This is a genomic window from Brevundimonas sediminis, from assembly GCF_048799765.1.
Lineage (GTDB): Bacteria > Pseudomonadota > Alphaproteobacteria > Caulobacterales > Caulobacteraceae > Brevundimonas.
Genome location: NZ_JBLYQK010000021.1, coordinates 22655 through 45796 on the forward strand (window position 1 = coordinate 22655; position 23142 = coordinate 45796).

16 protein-coding genes are annotated in these 23142 nt (G+C 67.6%); 9 read left to right on the plus strand and 7 right to left on the minus strand.

What is annotated here, in order from left to right; all coding sequences use genetic code 11:
* Positions 1 to 14: 14 nt before the first annotated feature.
* The 3 genes from ACLQ7T_RS11880 to ACLQ7T_RS11890 are packed head-to-tail and all read right to left on the minus strand — an operon-like array spanning position 15 to position 4684.
* Positions 15 to 1139 carry an osmoprotectant NAGGN system M42 family peptidase gene (locus ACLQ7T_RS11880; protein WP_420479623.1) on the minus strand — a complete coding sequence of 375 codons (1125 nt, stop codon included), beginning with the start codon at positions 1137 to 1139 and terminating at the stop codon, positions 15 to 17.
* 10 nt (positions 1140 to 1149) lie between these two features.
* Complete coding sequence (gene ngg / locus ACLQ7T_RS11885) at positions 1150 to 2919, minus strand: N-acetylglutaminylglutamine synthetase (RefSeq protein WP_420479624.1); 1770 nt, start codon at positions 2917 to 2919, stop codon at positions 1150 to 1152.
* The gene (locus ACLQ7T_RS11890) at positions 2909 to 4684 is read right to left on the minus strand and encodes an N-acetylglutaminylglutamine amidotransferase (protein WP_420479625.1); all 1776 of its coding nucleotides are present in this window, start codon (positions 4682 to 4684) and stop codon (positions 2909 to 2911) included. The genes ngg and ACLQ7T_RS11890 overlap by 11 nt, the downstream gene beginning before the upstream one ends.
* Before the next feature lie 64 nt (positions 4685 to 4748).
* Between ACLQ7T_RS11890 and ACLQ7T_RS11895 the strand changes: the two genes are divergently transcribed.
* The gene (locus tag ACLQ7T_RS11895; protein ID WP_420479626.1) at positions 4749 to 5222 is read left to right on the plus strand and encodes a MarR family winged helix-turn-helix transcriptional regulator; all 474 of its coding nucleotides are present in this window, start codon (positions 4749 to 4751) and stop codon (positions 5220 to 5222) included.
* 66 nt (positions 5223 to 5288) lie between these two features.
* Here ACLQ7T_RS11895 and ACLQ7T_RS11900 read toward each other — a convergent pair whose 3' ends face one another.
* Both ACLQ7T_RS11900 and ACLQ7T_RS11905 read right to left on the minus strand, forming a co-directional pair.
* Entirely contained in the window at positions 5289 to 5528 is a 240-nt protein-coding gene (locus ACLQ7T_RS11900; protein ID WP_092312098.1) for an acyl carrier protein, read from the minus strand.
* A 181-nt stretch (positions 5529 to 5709) separates the two neighbouring features.
* Positions 5710 to 6726: a polyprenyl synthetase family protein gene (locus ACLQ7T_RS11905; protein ID WP_420479627.1), complete on the minus strand. Its 1017-nt coding sequence runs from the start codon at positions 6724 to 6726 to the stop codon at positions 5710 to 5712.
* Between the two features lie 116 nt (positions 6727 to 6842).
* On the opposite strand from ACLQ7T_RS11905, the gene ACLQ7T_RS11910 reads away from it, so the two are divergent.
* From ACLQ7T_RS11910 to ACLQ7T_RS11920, 3 genes are all read left to right on the plus strand, one after another.
* Entirely contained in the window at positions 6843 to 7601 is a 759-nt protein-coding gene (locus tag ACLQ7T_RS11910; RefSeq protein WP_420479628.1) for a tRNA1(Val) (adenine(37)-N6)-methyltransferase, read from the plus strand.
* Between the two features lie 157 nt (positions 7602 to 7758).
* The gene (locus ACLQ7T_RS11915) at positions 7759 to 8370 is read left to right on the plus strand and encodes a TIGR02466 family protein (protein ID WP_420479629.1); all 612 of its coding nucleotides are present in this window, start codon (positions 7759 to 7761) and stop codon (positions 8368 to 8370) included.
* Between the two features lie 70 nt (positions 8371 to 8440).
* On the plus strand, positions 8441 to 9319 hold the full coding sequence (locus ACLQ7T_RS11920) for a hypothetical protein (protein WP_420479630.1): 879 nt from the start codon (positions 8441 to 8443) through the stop codon (positions 9317 to 9319).
* On the opposite strand, the gene ACLQ7T_RS11925 is transcribed toward ACLQ7T_RS11920, so the two are convergent.
* The gene (locus ACLQ7T_RS11925; RefSeq protein ID WP_420479631.1) at positions 9316 to 9918 is read right to left on the minus strand and encodes a TetR/AcrR family transcriptional regulator; all 603 of its coding nucleotides are present in this window, start codon (positions 9916 to 9918) and stop codon (positions 9316 to 9318) included. The two genes, ACLQ7T_RS11920 and ACLQ7T_RS11925, sit on opposite strands and share 4 nt — an antisense overlap.
* A 111-nt stretch (positions 9919 to 10029) precedes the next feature.
* On the opposite strand from ACLQ7T_RS11925, the gene ACLQ7T_RS11930 reads away from it, so the two are divergent.
* Entirely contained in the window at positions 10030 to 10779 is a 750-nt protein-coding gene (locus tag ACLQ7T_RS11930) for an SDR family oxidoreductase (protein WP_420479632.1), read from the plus strand.
* Positions 10780 to 10785: 6 nt separating this feature from the next.
* Here ACLQ7T_RS11930 and ACLQ7T_RS11935 read toward each other — a convergent pair whose 3' ends face one another.
* Entirely contained in the window at positions 10786 to 12303 is a 1518-nt protein-coding gene (locus ACLQ7T_RS11935; protein ID WP_420479633.1) for a serine hydrolase, read from the minus strand.
* Between the two features lie 185 nt (positions 12304 to 12488).
* Here ACLQ7T_RS11935 and ettA point away from each other — a divergent pair, with 185 nt between their 5' ends.
* The 4 genes from ettA to ACLQ7T_RS11955 form a co-directional block, all read left to right on the plus strand.
* On the plus strand, positions 12489 to 14156 hold the full coding sequence (gene ettA, locus ACLQ7T_RS11940; protein WP_420471013.1) for an energy-dependent translational throttle protein EttA: 1668 nt from the start codon (positions 12489 to 12491) through the stop codon (positions 14154 to 14156).
* 106 nt (positions 14157 to 14262) lie between these two features.
* Positions 14263 to 18054: a calcium-binding protein gene (locus ACLQ7T_RS11945; protein WP_420479634.1), complete on the plus strand. Its 3792-nt coding sequence runs from the start codon at positions 14263 to 14265 to the stop codon at positions 18052 to 18054.
* Positions 18055 to 18188: 134 nt separating this feature from the next.
* Positions 18189 to 19802, plus strand: a complete 1614-nt coding sequence (locus ACLQ7T_RS11950; RefSeq protein ID WP_420479635.1) for a bifunctional AfsR/SARP family transcriptional regulator/alpha/beta hydrolase — start codon at positions 18189 to 18191, stop codon at positions 19800 to 19802.
* A 151-nt stretch (positions 19803 to 19953) separates the two neighbouring features.
* The coding region (locus ACLQ7T_RS11955) for a beta strand repeat-containing protein (protein WP_420479636.1) at positions 19954 to 23142 on the plus strand (3189 nt) is incomplete at its 3' end.

The following is a 23142-nucleotide window of genomic DNA, read 5'->3' on the forward strand; positions in this document are numbered from 1 at the left end:
ATTTCGCCCGTCGGCTACCCTCTCTGGTCGTCCATCGGCTGGTGCGTAAAGCCCTTCACCCCGCTCATCGTCTTGGCGTCGCGCCCGATCTCGACATCGCTTTCCGCATAGGCCACCAGCAGGCGGGCGAGATCGCGCAGGGCGGTCTCGTGAATGCGCTCATAGCCGTGACTGGCGTCGATGCCGAACGTGACCAGCGCCGTCCGGATATCCGCGCCGGACTCCAGCGCAGAGGCCGAGTCCGACCGATAGTAGCGGAACACGTCCTTCTGATGCGGGATCTCGTGCTCCCGGGCCAGTTGCACGAGCTTGCGCGACAGGTGCCAGTCGAACGGCCCGGTCTGGTCCGCCATGGCGATGGTGACCCCGAACTCGGACGAGTTCTGTCCCGGCGCGGTCGTGCCGTTGTCGACGGTGACCATGGCCGCGACGTCCGGGACCAGCACGGAAGAGGCCCCCAGGCCGACTTCCTCGGCGATGGTGAAGAGCCACCAGGTATCGACCGTCGGAATGCGGTTCTCGCGCACCATGCATTCCAGGGCCGCCAGAAGGGTCGCGACCCCGGCCTTGTCGTCCAGATGGCGCGAGACGATGAAGCCGGTGTCGGTCAGCTCGGGCTGCGGATCGATTGAAACGATGTCGCCGACGTCGACGCCCAGCGCCAGGGTCTCCCCGCGGTCGCCGGTGACGGCGTCGATCCGGAGTTCGACCTGTCGCCAGTTGACCGGCTGGCTGTCGACCTCCTCGTTGAAGGTGTGGCCCGACGCCTTGAGCGGCAGGATCGTGCCCCGCCACGTCCGGCCTTCGGAAAAGACCGTGCACCGGGCGCCCTCGGCGAACCGGGACGACCAGTGCCCGATGGGCACGAGTTCCAGCCGGCCGTTGTCCTTCACCTGTTTGACCTGCGCCCCCAGGGTGTCGACGTGCGCGACGATCGCACGGGCCGGTCGCGCGTCGCGCCCCGGCAAACGCGCGCGAATGGCCCCCCGACGGGTCAGCTCATAGTCGAGCCCCAGACGCTCCAGTTCGCGGCACAGAAGCCAGACGGCCTCGTCCGTGTAGCCGGTCGGGCTGGGGGTGTTCAGCAGATCGGTCAGGCGGGCTTTCAGATAGTCCAGGTCGATCGAGGGGTGTGCCAAGCGGCCTCCTTCAGGCGTCTGTGCGCGAAGCGATGCGCGCCGCCGCGGGCGCGGACAGGGGGAAGAGCAGATCAATGAAACGCTCGGCGGTCGGCTGGGGTTCGTGGTTGGCCAGCCCGGGACGTTCGTTCGCCTCGATGAAGGCGTAGTCCGGCTCGCGCGGCGATTTCACCACCAGGTCGATCCCCGTCACCGGAATGTCGATGGCCCGCGCGGCGGAGACAGCCGCCCGGATGAGGGCCGGATGGACCTCCTCCGTGACGTCATGGATCGTACCGCCGAGGTGCAGGTTGGCGGCCTTGCGCACCAGAATCTCGACGCCTTCGGGCGCGACATCCTCAAGCCGGTAGCCGGCCTCAGCCAGTGTGCGTTCGGTCTCGGCATCGACCGGAATGGTCGACTCTCCGCCCGTCGCGGCAGCACGACGACGGCTCTGGTGCTCGATCAGGGCGCGCAGTGTCGAGCGGCCGTCCCCGACCACGCGCGGCGGGCGACGCAGGGCGCAGGCGACCACCTTGTAGTCGATGACCACCAGCCTCAGGTCCTCGCCCTCCACCTGTTCCTCCACCAGCACTTCCGGGCAGAGGCGCCGGGCGCGCTGCAGCGCGGTCTGCACCTCGCTCATCGTCGACAGACCGACGGCGACGCCCTGCCCCTGCTCGCCCCGCGCCGGCTTGACCACCAGCCGGCCGTAGCGCTCCAGCGCCGCATCCAGCGCGGAGGGGTCCGTGGCGTCGATACGCTCGGGCACGCGCACGCCCGCCGCCTCGACGATGCGTCGGGTCATGCGCTTGTCGTCACAGATGCTCAGCGCGACCGCCGAGGTCAGTTCTGACAGGCTTTCGCGACACCGGACCGACCGGCCGCCCCAGTTCAGCCGGAACAGCCCGCCTTCCGCGTCGATGATCTCGGTATGGATGCCGCGCCGCCGCGCCTCGTCGACGATGATCCGGGCATAGGGGTTCAGGTCCTGATCGTCGCTCGGCCCGACGAACAGGGCTTCGTTGATCGGATTCTTGCGCTTCACGCCGAAGAAGTGGACCCGCCGGAAACCCAGCTTCTCGTACAGGGCGATGGCCTGCTCGTTGTCGTGCATGACCGACAGGTCCATGTAGGCCAGCCCCTGGGTCTTGAAATGCTCGGCCAATCGACGGACCAGGGCCTCGCCCACGCCCGGCTGCGTCGCCTGTGGGTCGACGGCCAGGCACCACAGGGACGATCCACCCTCCGGGTCCTGGAAGGCGCGGACATGGTTCACCCCCATGACCGTGCCGATCACCGCGCCGGTCGTGGTGTCCTCGGCCACGAAATAGGTCAGGGTCCGGTCGTCACGGCGGGACCAGAAGAAGTCCGGCGGCACCTGCACCATGCGGCGCTTCGCATAGATGTCGTTGACCGCCTGCGCATCGAGCTCGGAGGTCAGGCGGCGCACCGTGAAGCCCCGCGGCTGGCGACGTCCGGCGCGATAGGTCGCCAGATCCAGCCGGTAGGTATGCGAGGGATCGAGAAAGACTTCCTGCGGGGCGGAGGCCAGCAGAACGTGCGGATTGCGCACATAGAAGGCGATATCGCGCCGGTCCGGCCCTTCCGCCCTCAGGGCCTCGATCAGGGGCTCGGCGGTCCCGAAGGTCTGGGCGAACAGCAGCCGCCCCCAGCCGCAGTCGAGGACCGCGTCGGCGGCGGGCCCGTCACCGGTCAGCACCAGCGGCTTCAGCCCCTGCTGACGCATCCGCTTGAGCCGATGGGGTTTGGCCCGCGCGGGGCGGATTTCAGAGGCCATGCTGCTGCATCCACATCTCGAGGACCGCCGCCTGCCACAGCTCGGAACCGCGCAGCGGAGTGATGTGCGCCGTCGGGTCGGCGAACAGGGTGTCCAGATAGGCCGGATCGAACAGGCCCCGGTCCCGCGCCGCCGGATTGGTCAGGGCCTCGCGCACCATGTCGAGATAGGGGCCCTGGATGTATTTCAGGGCCGGCACCGGGAAATAGCCCTTCTTGCGGTCGATCACCTCGGACGGGATGACCTGACGGGCCGCCTCCTTCAGCACCCCCTTGCCGCCCTGCGCCAGCTTGTGTTCCGGCGGGATGCGACCGGCGAGTTCCACCAACTCGTGGTCGAGGAAGGGCACACGCGCCTCCAGCCCCCAGGCCATGGTCATGTTGTCGACCCGCTTCACGGGGTCGTCGACCAGCATCACCTGGCTGTCCAGACGCAGGGCCTGATCCACCGGACCAGCCGCCCCGGGCCGGGCGAAATGCGCCTCGACCAACGCGCGGCTGACATCCGTATCGGCCATGTACTGGCCGTTCAGCTGGGTTTTCAGCCTGGCGTGGCTGCGGTCGAAGAAGGCCTGGGCGTAGGTCTCCACCGGGTCGGCGGCGTCCAGCATCGGGGGGTACCAGTGGTAGCCGGCGAAGACCTCATCCGCGCCTTGCCCGGACTGCACCACCTTGATGTGCTTCGAGACCTCCTGACTCAGCAGGTAGAAGCCGACGTTGTCATAGCTGACCATCGGCTCGGACATGGCCCCGATGGTGCCCGGCAGGGCCTCCATCAGCCGTTGGTGCGGCACGAAGATCTGATGGTGCTTCGTGCCGTAGTGTCTGGCGATCAGGTCGGAATAGACGAACTCGTCCCCCTGCTCCCCGTTGGCCGCCTCGAAGCCGACCGAGAAGGTCATCAGGTCCTTCTGGCCCAGCTCGGCGAGCAGGCCGACAATCAGACTGGAATCCACGCCGCCGGACAGCAGGACGCCGACCGGCACATCGGCCACCATGCGCCGCCTCACAGCCGCACGCAGGCTGTCGAGGACCCGGTCGCGCCAGTCCTCGGCCGACAGGGTCGCGTCTTCCGCGTGGCGGGTCATGTCGGGCTGCCAGTAAAGGCGATCCCGGAAGGTCCCGTCCGCCTCGATCACACGCAGGGTCGCGGGCGGGAACTTCTTCACGCCCTTCAGAATCGTATGCGGCGGCGGCACCACGGCGTGGAAGGTCATGTAGTGGTGCAGGCCGACCGGATCGATGGCGGTGTCCACATCGCCCCCGGCCAGCAGGGCCGGCAGGGTCGAGGCGAAGCGCAGCCGCTTTCCGCGTTCGGACAGATACAGGGGCTTGATGCCGAAGCGGTCGCGCGCGATCACGGTGCGTCCGCTGTCGCGCTCGTGCAGAACGAAGGCGAACATCCCCTTGAACCGGTCGACGCAGGCCTCGCCCCAGGCCTTCCAGGCCTTGATGATCACCTCGGTGTCGCCGTGCGAGAAGAAGCGGAAGCCCAGCCCCTGCAGCTCCTCACGCAGTTCGGGGTAGTTGTAGATGCAGCCGTTGAACGCGAGGGTGACGCCCAGGTCGGCGTCGACCATGGGCTGCTGGGCCTTCTCGGACAGGTCAATGATCTTGAGACGGCGATGCCCCAGCCCCACCGGACCGCGCATGACGATCCCGGAGCCGTCCGGTCCCCGCGGCGAGAGCGCATCGGTCATGCGTTGCACGGCGCCGGCATCGGCCGGTCGTCCGTCGAAATTGATCTCGCCGCTCAGACCGCACATGGGGCCTCCTTGAATTGTGGATGCAGCGCACACAAATGGTTAGTGCACGAAAGAGTTCAACCCCATGACTGAATTTCGTTCCGAAGCGGAGGCCGCGCCGACGGACACCTTGGTTCGCTCCGTGCGCCGGATCGCCCAAGCCGTGGACGTCCGCTCGCGCGAAATCGCGCGGCTGACGGGCCTGACCCTGCCGCAGTTGCTGGTGCTTCAATCGATCCGCGCGCAGGGCGAGGTCAGCAGCAGCGCGATCTCACGCGATGTCTCGATGTCGCCGCCGACGGTCGTGGCGGTGCTGGACCGTCTGGAGGCCCGCGGGATGATCGTGCGCTATCGCTCGACCACCGACCGCCGCGTCGTCCACGCCCGCCTGACCGAGGCGGGTGAAGACGCCCTGAAGACCTCTCCCGGCCTGCTGCGCGCCGACGCCCTGACCCGCTGGGCGGAACTGCCGCTGGAGCGGCGGGCGGCCCTGGCCGAGGCGATGGACCTGCTCTCGACCCTGATGGCGCCGTCGCCGGATCCGACGACCGGCCCATAGAAAAACCGCCGCGCGGCCCTTCGGCTGCGCGGCGGTCTCTGTACCGTTCGAAAGAACCGGTGGGGCTTAACCCGCCAGCTTCTCGTCGATGAACTTCACGGCGTCGCCGACGGTCTGGATGTGCTCGGCGGCGTCATCCGGGATCTCGATGTCGAACTCTTCCTCGAAGGCCATGACCAGTTCGACGTTGTCGAGCGAGTCAGCGCCCAGGTCGTCGATGAAGCTGGCCTTTTCGGTGACCTTGTCCGGATCGGCGTCCAGGTGGTCGATAACGATCTTGCGGACGCGTTCCAGGGTATCGGACATGATGTCTCTGCCTTCTGATGCCGCCGGTGCGGCTGTTGTCTCAATCCTTGCCGTACGGCGACGGCGACGGCTGTGCAAGTCCTCAACGAAGACTCACCCCGGCCGGTTGCAGGCCTCTAGCACAGCCTTACGGTGGGGAAATAGGCAAATCCCCGTGTCCGGGGCGGCATCAAATGGCGTTTCAGGCCACCCGGCTGACGGCGAAATCGGCCAGAAGCGCCAGCGCGCTCTTCCACTCGCTGTCCGGCAGCGCCGCCAGCGCCTCGCGCGCCCTGTCGGCATAGTCCCAGGCGACATCCAGGGTGGCCGCGACGGCGCCGGCCCCCAGGACCAGTTCCCGGGCCCGGGCGAAATCGTCCTCGCGGCGATCGCCCTTGTTGATGGTGCGCTCCCAGAAGCCGTCGTCGTGCCCTGTGGTGCGGGCGGCGGCCAGCAGCAGCGGCAGGGTGACCTTGCCCTCGCGGAAGTCGTCACCGGTGTTCTTGCCCAGCGCCTCGGCCTGGCCGCCGTAGTCCAAGGCGTCATCGGCCAGTTGGAACGCCAGGCCCAGATAGAGGCCGTAATCGCGCAGCGCCTGCACCTGAACCTCGGGCGCGCCGGCTCCCACCGCGCCGGACTCGGCGGCGGCGGCGAACAGTTCGGCGGTCTTGGCCGAAATGATCTGCAGATAGGTGTCCTGATCCAGCCCCAGATCGTGGGCGCGGGTCAGTTGCAGCACCTCACCCTCTGAGATCACCGCCGAAGCCCTGGCCAGAATGCCCAGCGCACGCATCTGACCGGTCTCGACCATCAGTTCGAAGGCGCGGGCGAACAGGAAGTCGCCGACCAGCACGCTGGACGGAGCGCCCCAGATCAGATGGGCGGCCACCTTGCCCCGGCGCAGATCCGAGGCGTCGACGATGTCGTCGTGCAGCAGGGTGGCGGTGTGGATGAACTCGACCGAGGCGGCCAGCCGGACCGGCGCCTCCATGCCGTTCGGCGCGCCCGCCGCGCGCGCGGCGGCGACGGTCAGCAGTGGACGCAGGCGCTTGCCGCCCGCCGCCACGATATGATCGGCCAGCAGCGGAATCACCGGCACGTCGGACTGCATGCGCTCGACGATCAGGGCGTCGACCACCGCCATGTCGTCGCGCGACAGCCGGATCAACGGCTCCACTTCCCCCTTGCGACGGGTTTCGGCGACGGTGACAGCGTCCAACGGAATACTCTTCAGGGTCGGCGCGGGAGGAGGATCGCACCGGAAAATCCAGCCGCCGCCTTGCCCGGCGACGATGCGGCGCACAATGGTGATCGGGCCAAGAGGGGTCAAGCCGCGTGACCGTCGCATCCACCACTGAATCCGCATCGGAAATCGTCGAGAACCGCCTGCTGGGCGGTCGCGTTCGGTTCCTGCAGCCCGCGAAGGGCTACCGCGCCGGCATGGACGCCGCCCTGCTGGCCGCGGCCTGCGACGCCGCGCCCGGCGAGCGGGTGATCGAGGCGGGATGCGGCGCGGGCGCGGTGCTGATGCAGATCGCCGCGCGCCGTCCGGGCGTCAGCCTGACCGGGCTGGAGCGTGATCCGGCCATGGCCGCCCTCGCCCGCCGGAACGCGACCCTGAACAGCCCCGATGCCACGATTCTGGAGGGTGACGTGGCCCGGGGCTTCCGGGCGCTGGACCTGCCGGTCTTCGACCGCGCCGTCTCCAACCCGCCCTTCTTCGACGACCCCGGCGCCCTGCGCGCGCCCGCGCCCGGCAAGACCGGCGCCTGGATGGCCGACGACGGGCTGGAGGCGTGGACGCGCTTCCTGCTGAAGTCCGTGCGCGAGGGCGGTCGGATCGTGGTCATCCACCGCGCCGACCGGCTGGCCGACCTGCTGGCCGGACTGGGTCAGACGGCGGGCTCCTTCTCCATCCGCCCGATCCACGCCTTCGCCGATGAACCCGCCAAGCGCGTGCTGGTGCAGGCCATCAAGACCGGCAAGGCCCCGCTGAGGCTGCTGCCGCCGCTGGTGCTGCACGCGCGCGGCGGGGCGAAGCATACGGCGGAGGCCGAGGCGATCCTGCGGGGGGAAGCGGGGCTGGGGTGGTGATGCGAGGGTGACTGGTGGTTGGTGATTGGTGGTTGCAGCGGAGCGTCCGGAGGGACGCCGGCGCCCGCTCCGGCCAGTCCAGTCACCAATCACCAATCACCAATCACCCGCCCGCGCCGCCCTTCTCCCGCCGCCCCCGACAAGCTATGCCACCCGAATGTCCCTGCGCCCCCTCTTCGTCACCCAGGTCTATGAAGCCTCCCTCGCCGGTTCGGCGGGGTTCGAGGCGTTCAATGCGGAGTTGGTCGACGCCTGCCGGATGCTGGCGGCCGAGGACATCGCGGGGCGCCAGTGGTGCAAGGCGCACGGCTATCGCGGCTACACCTCCTACGGCTCGCTGACCGACCTGCCGGTGCGACTGCCGGAGTTCGCCGAGCTGAAGCGTCACCTCGACAAGCACGCGCAAGCTTATGCGAAAGCTCTGAATTTTGATCTGGCCCGCAAACCGAGACTGGACAATATCTGGGTCAATATCCTCAAGCCCGGCGGCGGCCACACCAGCCACATCCACCCCCATGCCTTCCTGTCGGGGACCATCTATGTGGAGGTGCCGGACGGCGCCTCGGCACTGAAGCTGGAGGATCCGCGGCTGGCGATGATGATGGCCCGCCCCGGCGTCAGCCCCGACGCCCCCGAGGCCGAACAGCCCTTCGTCTATCTGGCTCCGAAGGCAGGCACGATCCTGATGTGGGAAAGCTGGCTGCGACACGAGGTGCCGGTCAACGCGGCGAAGACCGAGCGCATCTCGATCAGCTTCAACTACGCCTGAGGAAGCGCAACCGAAGAAACTCTATACAAGCACGAAATGGTGGAATATCGACGTTATCGGAGACAACGCGATGCGCCATGGAATTTTCGCGAGCCTATGCCTTCTGGTCGCCTGCAGCCCCGCGCAGGAGGAGCAGGCGCCACCGCCAACCGCAGCCATTGCGGTGTCCGCCAACGATCTGACTTATTGCGACCTGGTCGAACAGGAGGTCACGCCGCGAGACTGCTGGCTGGCTGCGCACGCCTCGGCCCAGGCTGCCGAAGGTCTGGCGACCCTCAGCTATCCTCATTTCATGACACTGAACGAGCCCAGTTCCGTCAGACTTGTTCTGGATCGAAAGCCTCCGGCTTCAATTCGACCTGTCGACGAGGAGACCGCAGAGCAGGCCGGTACGGCCGCACGCGATGCGGCAGAGGTGGCGGCCAAAGCCTCGGGGCCGGCGAACGGCCACGACCACGTCCGGGAAACGGATGGTGACCTGTTCGATCTACCGGAACCGGAGCCCGAGCCGGAGGTCATCGTGACCTACCACCCCATTGTAGGACGCTTCACCTCAGCTCGCCTTGAGGGGACGGATTTCGATATCTCACCGCGAGAACCAGTCACCAAGGAAGTGCCTCGCTACGGACAAACGGGGTGGGACTGGACGCTTACGCCGAAGCGAAAAGGTAACCTCACCTTTCTGGTTGTCACCAACGTCCAGTTTAGACGCACTGACGGCACCTATCTCGCGCTGGAACAGAGAGCGGAGCCCTACAAGGTGACAGTTGGCGTCGGCATTCTTAGCCGCATACGCGCGACCCTTGAGGCGGCGCCCGGTTGGATAAAGGCTGTGACGGCCATTCTCGTGGCGCTGACCGCCTTGTTCGGTGCCTGGTTTGCCCTGCGAAAAGCCATTCGCAACCAAGGGACGGAGTCGGCTGCGCCCGATGATGCGGCCGGCGACTAACTCGTGCCCGCCAGCCCGTCCCAGGCCAGCATGGCCGCGCGGGCGGTGGCGGTGAGTTCCTCCGGCCCTGCGCCCTCGCGGGCCCGGAAAGTCATGCCCTGCTGGACCGTCAGGTAGAAGGCGGCGATGGCCGCCGGGTCGGCGGTCGGGGCCAGTTCGCCCGCCGCCTGCGCTATCTCCAGACGTTCGCGCAGTGACGCAATCGAATCGACGCGCACCTGTTTCAGCTCACTGCAGGCCTTTTCCGGCAGGGCGTCGGGATTGGCGCCGGACAGGGCGATCAGACAGCCCTGCGGTCGTCCGCACTGGCCGCTGACGTTCGCAGTGGCCAGCAGCAGCCCCTCGATGGCTTCGCGCGCCGTCGGCGCCTCGCGCATCGAGGCCCACAGGCTCGCGCCCTCGGTTTCGGTGTAAAGCCGCACCGCCTCGCGGAAGAGGTCCTCCTTGCTGCCGAAGGCAGCGTAGAGGCTGGGCGCATTGATGCCCATCGCGCCGGTCAGGTCCGTCATCGACGCGTCGGCATAGCCCTTCGACCAGAACACCCGAAGGGCGCTGTCCAGGGCTTCGTCGCGATCAAAACTGCGGGGACGTCCCGCCATGGCGGCTTCCGGACCTCATTTCAGAACAATCGATACATAATCCCTTGACGGTCGGAGGCAAGCTTTCCATCTGGCGTTCTGTAGCACTCGTTACAGAATGGAAAACAGATCATGACCGCCTCTCTTCCTCTCTCCGGCAAACGCGCCCTCGTCACCGGCGGCAGCCGCGGCATCGGCGCCGCCATCGCGAAACAGTTGGCCGCCGACGGCGCCGACGTGGCCATCACCTATGAGAAATCCGCCGAAAAGGCCGAGGCGGTCGCCGCCGAAATCCGCGCCCTGGGCCGCAAGGCCGTGGCGGTCCAGGCGGACGCCGGATCGGCCGCAGGCGCCCACGACGCCGTCGACGGCGCGGTATCCGGCCTCGGCGGCATCGACATCCTGGTCAACAACGCCGGCATCGCCCGTATGGGCGCCTTCGCCGATCAGCCGCTCGAAGACATCGACGCCTTGCTGAACGTCAATGTGCGCGGCGTCCTGCTGACTACCCAGGCCGCGCTGACGCACATTCCCGACGGCGGCCGGATCATCACGATCGGCAGCAACGTCGGCCAACAGGTCTCCTTCGCGGGCCTGACCGTCTATTCGACCACAAAGTCAGCGCTGGAATCCTTCACGCGCGGCCTCGCCCGCGAGCTGGGCGAGCGTCACATCACCGTCAATCTGGTCCGCCCCGGCCCGACCGACACGGACATGAACCCCGCCGACGGCCCGCTGGCGGACAGCGTCGTGCCCGGCCTGGCGATCCCCCGCTACGGTCGTCCGGACGAGGTCGCCGCCGCCGTCGCCTTCCTCGCCGGCCCCGGAGCAGCCTATGTGACCGGCTCCGGCATCCTTGTGGACGGCGGCGCCAACGCCTGATCAGGCTCAGGGACGCCGGAAGAAGCTTTCGCCGTCGTAGACCAGCGACACGGGGCGGCCTTCGGCGTCCATGCTGAAGGTCGCCACCTGCCCGGAGAGCGGGGTCAGCTCGACCCTTATGCTTTCCGGGTCGGTGAAATTCTCGGCCGGCGCGCCCTGCACCCCGATGGACAGCCGCAGCCCCTCCCCGTCCTCGCGCACCGACATCACGCCGTAGGCCGGGCTCACATAGTCGCCGACATAGGCGGCGTTCGGCCGGCTCAGCGTTCGGGGCCGCTGCGCCCGCGCCGCCCGGCCCGCCGCCAGCCCCGCCCTGCGCCGGTCGCGGCGCACGACCAGCTCGTCCAGCTTCGCGTCATAGACCGCCTCGATGTCCGGCAGCCCCGCGAACCAGTCGTAGGCGTAGTTGGCGACCAGATCGGCCAGCTCGCCCGCGACGGCGTCCTCATTGACCATCACCGCCACGCCCAGCCGCCGCTCCGGCATGAAGGAGACATGGGCGCGCGAGCCGGAGAAGTTGCCGAAATGGTGGATCAGGACATCGTCCCGATAGCGCCCCACCTGCCAGCCGAGCCCGTAGCCGGTGCGGCTGTAGTCGCCGAAGGTCGCGTCCTGGGCGACCCGGGACAGATGGGTGGAGGCCACCAGACCGCGCGGCAGGACCTGACGTCCGCCCACCTGTCCATCATTGATCTGGGCCTCCAGCCACAGGGCCATGTCGCCCGCCGTGGAGATCAGGCCGCCCGCGGACTGCATGGTCGCGTCGGTCTTCTGCAGCGGCGAACGCGTCGCGCCGCCCGGCTCCAGTCCCAGATGTCCGGCGGCGACACGCCCGCCGTCCGCGCGGGCTTCGTCGATGAAGGCCGTGGTCCGGTCCATGCCGAGCGGGCCCAGCACCTCGGCCTGCACCAGCGCCCGCCAGTCCTGCCCCCGCTCGTGTTCCAGCAGGACCGTCGCCAGATTGTAGCCGGCGTTGGAGTAGGCGAAGTCGCCCGGGGCCCCATCCTCCAGCGGCGCCGTCCGGTCGGTCAGCCGCCACATGATTTCCGGCGTCCACTCGCCCGAGAAGGCGGCGCGGAAGCTGATCGGGGCGTTGTCCACGCCGGACCGGTGGCTGAGGAGATCGGTCAGGGTGACCCGGGCGGCGATATCGGGGGCCACGCCCGAGGCCGGCGCCCAGCGGGACAGGGGCGCCTCCAGATCGACCTCGCCCCGCGCCGCCAGCGCCGCGATGGCCAGGGCCGTCACCGACTTGGTGGCCGAGGCGATGTAGAAGCGGGTGTCGGCGTCCACCGGCGCGCCGGTCTCCACGTCCGCGACGCCATACCCCGCCGTATGGACGGCGCCCTGGCCGTCCACCACGGCGACGGCCATGCCCGGAACTGCCTCCGTCCGGTCCAGCGCCCGGCGCGCGAAGGCGTCCAGGGCGGCGGGAAAAGCGGCCCGATCCTGCGCGACCGCACCGGACGGCAGGGTGAGCAGGATCGCAGCCGCAAGGGCCGTCGGCAGGCGATGTGAGGACATGAACAGCTCCCGGCCGCCCCCGAAAGCGGGGGCGTATGGTCAAGGAGGCCGTCACCCGGCGGAATGGATGCAACCGCCATCAAACCGCCCCGCCTTGCGCCTAGTGATTTGCCCTGAAGCCGCGCGGTCGCTACATCCCGCGCCAACCTCCCCATTCGATCGAACGACAGGGCGCACCGCACCTCATGGCGCAGCAATATATTTTCCAGATGCAGGGCCTCACCAAGGCCTTCCCCGGCGGCAAGAAGATCTTCGAGAACATCTGGCTGAGCTTCTACAACGACGCCAAGATCGGCGTGGTCGGCGTCAACGGCTCGGGCAAGTCCACCCTGCTGAAGATCATGGCCGGGCTGGACAAGGAGTTCAGCGGTGAAGCCAAGGCCGCCGACGGCGTCAAGCGCGGCTACCTGGAGCAGGAGCCCCAGCTCGATCCGGCCCTGAACGTTCGCGAGAACGTCGAGGCCTGGTGCGAGGAGAAGCAGTGGGTCAACCGCTTCAACGCCGTCGCCGCCGAACTGGGTGAGAACTACACCGATGAACTGATGGAGGAGATGACCGCCCTCCAGGAGAAGATCGACGCCGGCGACGTCTGGGACATCGACAGCCGCATCGAAATGGCCATGGACGCCCTGCGCTGCCCGCCGGACGACTGGTCGGTCGAAAACCTGTCGGGGGGTGAAAAGCGCCGCGTCGCGCTGGCCCGCCTGCTGCTGTCGAAGCCCGACATGCTGCTGATGGACGAACCGACCAACCACCTGGATGCCGAATCCGTCGCCTGGCTGCAGCACCACCTCGAGACCTTCCCGGGTTGCGTGATCCTGGTCACCCACGATCGCTACTTCCTGGATCAGGTCACCAAGTGGACGCTGGAGCTGGACCGCGGTCGCGGCCACCCGCACGAGGGCAACTACTCCTCGTGGCTGGAAGCCAAGCAGAAGCGCGTCGTGCAGGAGCAGTCGGAATCGGAAGCCCGCCAGCGCGCCCTCACCCGCGAACTGGAATGGGTCCGCTCGGGCGCCAAGGCCCGTCAGGCCAAGTCCAAGGCCCGTCTGGCCGCCTATGAGAAGATGGTCGCCGAGCAGGAAAACAGCCGGCAGGCCCAGTCCTTCGCCGTCATCCAGATCCCGCCGGGCCCGCGCCTCGGCAACGTGGTGCTGGAAGTGGAAGGCCTGAAGAAGTCGTACGGCGACAAGCTGCTGTTCGACAACCTGACCTTCAAGCTGCCGCCCAACGGCATCGTCGGCGTCATCGGCCCGAACGGCGCCGGCAAATCGACCATGTTCAAGCTGATCACCGGCCAGGAAGAACCGGAAGCCGGTTCGATCAAGGTCGGCGAGACCGTCAAGCTGGCCTATGTCGACCAGTCGCGTGACGCCCTGGACCCGAACAAGACCATCTGGGAGGAAATCTCGGGCGGCACCGACATCATGATGGTGGGCAAGCGCGAGATTAACAGCCGCGCCTACGTCGGCTCGTTCAACTTCAAGGGCGGCGACCAGCAGAAGAAGGTCGGTCAGCTGTCCGGCGGTGAGCGCAACCGCGTCCACCTGGCCAAGACCCTGGCGGCCGGCGGCAACCTGATCCTGCTCGACGAACCGACCAACGACCTGGACATCGAGACCCTGCAGAACCTCGAGGAGGCCCTGGAGGAGTTCGCGGGCTGCGCCGTGGTCATCTCCCACGACCGCTGGTTCCTGGACCGCCTGGCCACCCACATCCTGGCCTTCGAGGGCGACAGCCACGTCGAATGGTTCGAAGGCAACTTCGAGGCCTATGAGGAAGACAAGAAGCGTCGCCTCGGCACCGACGCCCTGATCCCGCACCGGATCAAGTTCCAGAAATTCGGGCGGTAAGCGAATAGGACGCCGGCGGCGCGCCGATTTGGTGCGTCGTCGCATTTCGCGGTTGTACGAAACAGCAAAACTCCTCTAACTGCTTGCAGTTGGGGGAGTTTCTCGCATGCCGTCGTACAATGGATCCGATGAGTCTGAGGACATCTGGGGCACGACCCAAGACGACCAGATCCGTGGCAACGGCGGCAACGATCAGATTCAGGGCGGGGAAGGTTCCGATGACTTGTACGGCGGGACCGGCAACGACGTCCTATGGGGTGACGCCGGAAACGACCGCCTCTGGGGTGACGCCGGAAACGATGTCCTGATCGGCGGCCTGGGCAATGACACCCTCCGTGGCGGTGACGGCGACGACGACATCTATTTTGGCTCGGGCGACACGCTTTACGGCGATGCCGGCAGTGACCTGTTCATCGTCGATGCGGCCCCCCTGACCACGGTCAGCCTCGATGGAGGCCTGGGCTTCGATATCGTGGACCTGCGCGCAGCCACCGCGCCGGTGAACATCCGCCTGAACGACGCCGGGAACGTCGGACTACGCCTGCTCTCCATTGAACGTCTCTACCTCGGACAGGCGGGCGGCACGGTCTATGGCGGCTCCGGCGCCGAGGAGATCATCGGTCATTCCGGCATCGATATCGTCAATGCCGGCGGCGGCGACGACGTGCTGATCGGAGACGGCGGCAATGACGTTCTGCGTGGCGATTCCGGAGATGACTTCATCGACGCCGGCCTAGGCGATGACGTCATTGACGGCGGCGAGGGCTTTGACGTCCTGACCTACACCTTTATCGGTTATGCCCTCACCGTAGACCTCACCCTTACCGGCCCCCAGAACACCGGACAGGGCATGGATACAATCACGGGTATCGAAGCGCTGATCGGCGCCGCCGGCGCGGACGTCCTGCGAGGCGATGGCGGCGATAACTACCTGGATGGCGGCGCCTGGGATGACACCCTGGCCGGCGGCGCGGGCAACGACATCCTCATCGGCGGCGAGGGCCGGGACACGGTCGATTATTCGCGCGCCACAAGCGCCGTCACGGTTTCGCTGGCGGCCCAGGGAACGGTCCAAGCCACCGGCGGTGAGGGCGACGACACTCTCACCGGGTTCGAGAACATTATCGGCTCCTCGTTCAACGACGTCCTGACAGGCGACGACACGCGCAATCTCTTCTGGGGTGGAGCGGGCGCCGACCGCATCGACGGCGGCGCCGACTGGGACGTTGTCTACTACAAGACCTGGGGCCCCGCGGGCAGCGGCGACGCCGAAGAGGCCGTTGAGATCTGGAAGGACATATCCGGCAGGGTGTTCGTCCGCACCGGCGACGGCGCGATCGATACCCTGATCAACATCGAGACCGTCTGGATCAACGAATGGGGCAGCGGCTACGACGTCAGCCTTCTGGGTATCCAGTACGACGGCGCGGCGGGCGATGAGACGCTTACCGGGGGCGAAGGCGCCGACATCATTCACGGCGGCGGCGGCGATGACGTTATCCGGGGCGCCGCGGCCGGTGCGGCCGACCGGGACGATACGCTTTACGGCGACGCGGGGAATGACCGGCTCTACGGGTCGCGCGGGCGGGATATGCTCTACGGCGGCGATGGAAACGACACCCTCGACGGCGGTGAAGGCATCGATCGCCTCTATGGCGGTCTCGGTGACGACACCTACATCTTCGACCACGAAGATTCCGAACCCGACTGGGTCGAGGAGAATCCGTTCGAAGGGCACGACACCTACCGAAGCTCCGTGAGCATCGGCCTTGCAGCCAATGTCGAAACCCTGGTCCTCACAGGCAGCGCCTCCATCACCGGCTACGGAAACACCGAAGCCAATGACATTCATGGCAACAGCGGCGCGAACCGCCTGATGGGCGGCAGCGGCGCCGATGTGATTTACGGCGGCGAAGGCGATGACTCGCTTTGGGGCGAGTATGAAGACCCGAACTGGGGCGCGACGGCTGCCGTCGATGAACTCCACGGCGGTACAGGCGACGACAGGCTGTACGGCGGCGCAGGCGACGACAAGCTGAGCGGCGATGACGGCAATGACACCGTTTCAGGCGGCAGGGGAAAGGATGCCATCGAAGGCGGCGAGGGCGACGATGCCCTTTCCGGTGGAGATGCCGACGATACGATCTCCGCCGGCGTCGGCGCGGATGTGCTGAACGGTGACGAGGGCGACGACACCCTGACCGGCGGCGCCGGAAATGACACCTTGAACGGTGGGAATGGGACTGATGTCGCTGTCTTCGGGGGCCCCCGCTCGGGCTATACGTTCAGTGTCTCCGCAGGCGTAACCACGGTCACCGGTCCGGACGGCGTAGACACGCTCACCGGGGTCGAAGTGTTTCTGTTCGCCGACGGCCCGTTCGACAACTTCGGCGAGCCCTATGGCGATTGGGTTCGCGGCTCAGAGGACGGCGACACCGTCACCGGGACCGATCTGGACGAAAACCTCGTCGGCATGGGCGGCGATGATGTGCTGATCGGGAGTGGCGGAAACGACCGGATCGATGGCGGGGCCGGAATGGACACCGCGATATTCAGAACCAGCCGCTCACTGAATACCCTTACCTTCTCCGGCGACACTATCATTGTGACTGGCCCGGAGGGCACCGACACCCTCGTCAATGTCGAGCGCCTGCATTTCGCCGAGGAGTTCTTCACCTACTCGGTGCTGATAGGCACAGCCGGAAGCGACATCATCAACGGCACATCGGCCCGGGACGAGGTGTATGCCGGTGCGGGTGATGACGTGATCTATGGCAACCGCGGCGGCGACATCGTCGACGGCGGCGCCGGCATCGACACCTTCGTCAACGCCGCCAATCTCGCCGAGAACGCCTTCGGCGTCAGCGATGGTCGCATCTTCGTGCAGGGCGGCGGCCTCTCGTACTTGACGAATGTGGAATTCGTTCAGGTCGCCGGCGGCCGTCTGGTGCACATCGGCACACTGGGGGCGGACATCTTGACCGGAAGCGCCGGACAGAACTGGCTCGAGGGATTCGACGGCGACGACATCCTCATTGGGCGGGGCGGTGACGACAAGTTGAGCGGCGGTGCGGGCACGGACACAGCGGTCTTCTCGGGCGTGCGAAACAGCTACATCATCAACACCCTCGCCGATGGTTCGGTCCAGGTGTTCGGCGCGGACGGGATGGATGTCCTGACCAGCATTGAGCGGTTCCGCTTCGACGACGGCCTGTTTGACATCAGCGGCCAGAGCCTGCCCATGGAGCTCCTCGGCACCTCAGGCTCGGACGTGTTGAACGGCGGCGGGGCGGCTGACGTCATTACCTCTGGCGCCGGGAACGACATCATCTCCGGCGGCGGCGGCGACGACATTCTTACACCCGGCCTCGGCCACGACGTCATCGACGGCGGCGCCGGCCTGGACACTGTGATCGTCAGCGGTGAGCGGGCACTCGCGCGGCTGCTCATCACCAATGACGGCTTCATTCTGAAAAGCGCCGACGGCCGCGATTATCTGACCAACGTCGAACTCATCAAGTTCGGTGACGGCGAGATGATCGATCTGCGCATCCAGTACGGTCCGAACGGCTGGGGCGCCTTCGTGGACGGCTTCGGGGCCGGCGACGAACCGCAGGTTCGTCCCTCCGAGCCCTCGACCGGTTCCAAGACCGACCAGCCCCAGGTCCTGCCCGCCGACGACAACTTCCTCCTGCCTGATGCCCCGCATGTCCTGCCTGGACTCTCCGGCAAGGTCTTCGACGACGGGCCGCTGGTCTTGCCGGGTGCCGAGGAGCCGGGTGGAGGCCTCTTCCGCGCGGCGGACGACTCCGGACTGGTCGTCATGGGGCGGCACGGCCCTGTCCTTCTGGACCTCCACCTCCTGCATTCGGGCGTCCCCCACGACCCCTGGGCCTGATACACGGTCGTCAACTCCGGAAGGCGGGGCGCGGTCGTGCGGCGAAGTCGCGCGCACATTGCAAATCATTCTCTTCGTCGATCCGCGCGTGGTAAGGTCAAGCTCGTATCCCCGGAATCAGACGGAGGCGCGTAATGGCCACCTCTCCTTCCGCGCCCTCCCCGGGTCTGTCGGTCAATCTGCTGGGGCGTCTCGAGGTGCGGTCGCGCGACCGGGCCCAGCCCCTCCCCCTGCCCGCGTCCCGCAAGACGCGGGCCCTGCTCGGCTATCTGCTCCTCACAGGCAGTCCGCAGCGACGCGACCGGCTGTGCGAGCTGTTCTGGGACATTCCCGACGATCCGCGCGGCGCCCTGCGCTGGTCACTGACCAAGCTTCGCCCCCTGCTGAACCGCGACGGCGCCGAACGGCTCACGGCGGACCGGGAACGCGTCGAGGTCCTGACGCCGGACATTGACGTCGACCTGCATCGGGTCCGCGCCTGCGCGGACGACGCCGCCGCCCCCGCCGACGCGCTGGCCGAGGCGTGGAGGAGCGCCACCGGCGTGCTTCTGGAGGACAGCGACCTGCCCAATCAGGGCGCTTTCACCCTGTGGCTGGAAGCCGAGAGGGACAGCATCCGGCAGGCGCGGGCCACTCTGGCGCGCCGCCTCGCCTTCGTCCCGGAGGTCCCGGCTGAAGAGCAGTTGGTCTGGGCCGGCCGCTGGCTCGAAGACGCCCCCTTTGACCCGGAAGCCGCGCGCGCCGTGGTCCGCCTGACGCGACGCATCAGGGGCGGCGTCGAGGCCGGCCGGCGCGCCGACGACCTCGACGCCGCCTTCCGGGACGCGGGCCTGCCCGCGCCGGACTGGACGACCACGAACGACGCCCCCCCGCCCTTGTCCACCCCGGCGCCGCCGCCCCGCCCGCGCCAGACCGTGCGGTTCGTCCGCGCCCGGGATGGCGTGAACCTGGCCTGGGCCTCGGTCGGCGCGGAAGACGCTCCGCCGCTGGTCAAGGCCGCCAACTGGCTGACCCACCTGGAGCTCGACTGGGAAGCGCCGATCTGGAGCCCCCTCTACCGTGAGCTGGCGATGTCTCACCGGCTGGTGCGCTATGACGGTCGGGGCTGCGGCCTGTCGGACTGGGAAGTCCCGGAGATCACCTTCGAGACCTTCGTGTCCGATCTGGAGACGGCCGTCGACGCCGCCGGTCTGGACCGCTTCCCGCTGCTCGGCATCAGCCAGGGGGCGTCGGTGTCGATCGAATACGCCGTCCGCCATCCGGAGCGTGTTTCCCACCTGATCCTGTTCGGCGGCTATCCCGCCGGATGGCGCCATTTGGCGACCCCTGCGGAGGTGCGCGAGCGCGAGGCCGTCATGGTGCTGACCGAGGCGGGCTGGGGCCGGGCCGATCCGGCCTACCGCCGCCTGTTTTCCGGCACCTTCATGCCGGACGCCACCCCGGACGAGCTGGACTGGTTCGACGAGTTCCAGCGCCGGACCACGTCCGCGCGCAACGCCGTTCGCTTCCTTGAGGCCTTCTCGACGCTGGACGTCCGACATCGGCTGGATCAGGTGAAGGCCCCGACGCTGGTGATTCACAGTCGTGGCGACCGCCGGATTCCCCTGTCGACCGGACGAGACCTGGCGACCAGCATTCCCTCGGCCGAGTTCATCGGCCTGGACAGCAACAATCACCTGCTGATCGGCCGGGAGCCCGCCGCCACGGCCTTCATTTCGGCTGTGCGCCGCTTCATCGCCGACCACTGAAGGGCCGATCCGCGCTCCGGCGCGCGACCGGAAATCTCGGCGGACCTCGCGATTCCAACGCTGATTCAAACGGTGACGCCAACGCCCGGCTGTTCAACTGGCGGTTCAGAGACGCCGCGGCGGAGGAGCCTCGGCGTGCAAGGACTGTCCGATGCCCACTACGCCCACCACCTGGCTCGACGCCGTCACCGTCAACACCACGACCGACGGAACCCGCGCCGACGCGCGCGTCACCGTTCTCAGCAACGGCAACATCCTGATCGCCTGGACCGCGACGACCGAGGCGCCGGGGGGGGGCGACGTCAGCAACATCGTCGGCCAGATCCTGGACCCGCTCGGCAATCCGGTGAACGGCGAGTTCGTCGTCAGCGCGGGCATCGCGGGCAACCTGGTCGGCAACAGCGACATCCAGGCGACGGCGGACGGCGGCTTCTTCGCTGTGTTTGAGCGGAACCAGGCCGGGTTTGAAGATATCCTGATCGTCCGGTTCGACGCGTCCGGCACGCCGTCCCCCTTGGGCAATCTGTTCTTTGACACAACGCTATCGGGGGCGAACCCTTCCGGCTTCGATCCGCAGGTCGCGGTCGCTTCGGAGACCTCCGGACTGGCGATCTGGCGCCAAACGACGGAGACGGGGGAGAGCATCCTTCGCGGCTTTGTCTTCGACGCCTCCAGCCCGGCTTCTGCCGGGCATAATGATCCCAACCTGTTCGACCTCGCGACGGGCGCCGGCATCCAGGGCGAGCCCGCGATTGTCGCTCTGGCCAACGGCAGTTATGCGGTCGCGGTTCAGGCCGACATCGACGGCGACAGCCAGATCCGGCTCTATATCGTGAACGCAGAAGGCGATGTTTCCAATGCCCACGATGCAGTGAACGGCGCGACGGGGATTGCGGATGTGGCGCCCAGCCTGACCCGCCTCGGAGACCGGTTCGTGATGACCTGGTCGGCCGACGGCGAGATTCAGGTGCAGCTGTTCAGCAACAACGGGAATACGGTCGGCGCACAGGGCAGGATCCCGGGGCTGACCGTCGGAGAGGGTGACCGGCCTGTCGTCCAGGACCTGGGCGACAATGGCTACGCCGTAGTCGTGACAGACAGCTCCACCGGCACGATCCAGGTTCAGCGCTTCGACGTCACCGGGGATCCGGCGGGCGCGCGGGGCATCTTCCATACGGCCGACGCCAGTTCGCCGCCTGATCTCGCGCTCACGCCAGATGGCCGGCTGGTCGTCACCTTCATCGACGCCTCCGGACAGGTCGTGATGGAAATTCTGGACACCCGAAACACGACCGGCGCAGGCGGCTCCATCGTCACCGGCACGATCGGAAACGACATCATCACCTACGAAGGAGCGGCTACCTACATCGGCGGCGGCGCGGGCAGCGACACCATCAACGCCACCTCGACCGGCTCCTTGCGCACCTTCGACGGCGGGGACGGGAACGACCGGATCAATGTGGGCTCTGTCGTCGATGGGGACGCCTATCTGGGTGGACGCGGCGCCGACACCATCGACTGGAGCGGATCCGGTGAATCCGGGCTGATCATCGACCTTGCCGCAGGGACGGCGACAGACGGGGACGGCCATACCGAAACCATGCTCAGCTTCCGGGACGCTGTCGGCACTTCGGGTAACGACCACATCATCGGCGACGACGGCGCCAATGCGTTTGAGGGTCTTGGCGGAGCCGACCTGATCGAGGGCGGCGCCGGGGATGACGTCATTCGAGGCGGAGAGGGCGACGATACCCTGGAGGGCGGCGACGGCGCCGACATTCTGTACGGGGGTGACGGTGACGACACCCTCGACGGGGGCGATGGCGACGACATGCTGCTCGGCGGCGCCGGCGCTGACACCTTCATCGGCGGCGCCGGGAACGATACGGTCAACTACTATGACTCCTCTGAAGGCGTCTATGTGGACCTGTTGTTCAACAACGCCCAGTCGGGCGCGGAGGGGGACACCTTCTCCGGCATCGAGAACCTGACCGGCTCCAGCCACGACGACATACTGCTGGGCGGCGATCCGGATAACCTTCTGCGCGGCGGCGACGGAAACGATGATCTGATCGGCGATGACGGCGACGACGTCCTGCGCGGCGACGCCGGCGATGACCAGCTGTTCGGCGGACAGGGCAATGACTCCCTGTTCGGCGGCGACGGCGACGATTTTCTGGAGGATCGCATCGGCCAGAACATCCTCGACGGCGGCGACGGGTTCGACATCGCGTCCTATGACGAACTCGACGAGGATCTGGAGATCGATCTCTTCACCGGATTCAACAGCCGCGAAGACACCCTGATCAGTATCGAAGGTATCGCGGGCGGCGACGGAAACGACAGGCTCACCGGCGACGACGGTGACAACGCCCTCTATGGCTCCTACGGCGACGACTGGCTCGCCGGCGGCGGCGGCGCCGACCTGCTCAACGGCGGGGCGGGCGGCTTCGACACGGTCGACTACAGCACCTCCTGGGCCGGCGTGACCGTCAGCCTGCTGAACAACACCGCCTCGGGCGGCGAAGCCCAGGGCGACACCATCTCCGGGTTCGAAAACGTGATGGGTTCGGAATTCGCCGACACCCTGACGGGCGACGCCAGGGACAACTACATCGAGGGCGGCGACGGGGCCGATGTCCTGGACGGCGGCGCCGGTCGCGACACCCTGAGCTACTACTACGCGACATCCGGGGGCGTCACGGTCAGCCTGGCCGACGGTACGGCCTCGGGCGGTGATGCGGAAGGCGACGTGGTCTCGGGATTCGAGAACATTCTCGGCTCAGCCTTCGATGACGTCCTGACCGGCGACGCGGGCGACAATGTCCTGCGCGGCGAAGACGGCGATGACGTGATCACCGGCGGGGCGGGCGTGGACCAGCTGTACGGCGGGGCCGACAACGACACGGTCAACGGCGATGCGGGGGACGCCCTGTACGGCGAGGACGGCGACGACACCCTGGTCTTCACCGGCGGGGGCGGCGCGGCCGGATCGCTGATCGCGGGCGGGGCCGGCGTGGACACCGCCGTGTTGCGCGGCGCGTCCAGCACGACGGACCTCGCGGCGGGAACCGCGACGGTCGGCGGGACGGCGGTGGGCATCTACACCGTCGAGAACGTCACCATCGAGGGCACGGGCGCCGGGTCGCACACGGTGCGCGGCAACGGCGCGGCCAACCGGCTGGCGGTCGACGCCCAGGGCGATGACGGCAGCGTCTCGGTCACCTTCGAGGGCCGGGCCGGCGACGATGTCCTGCTGGGCGGCCGCGGCAACGACACCCTGGACGGCGGCGACGGGAACGATGTGCTGCGCGGCGGCGCGGGGGGCAATACGCTGATC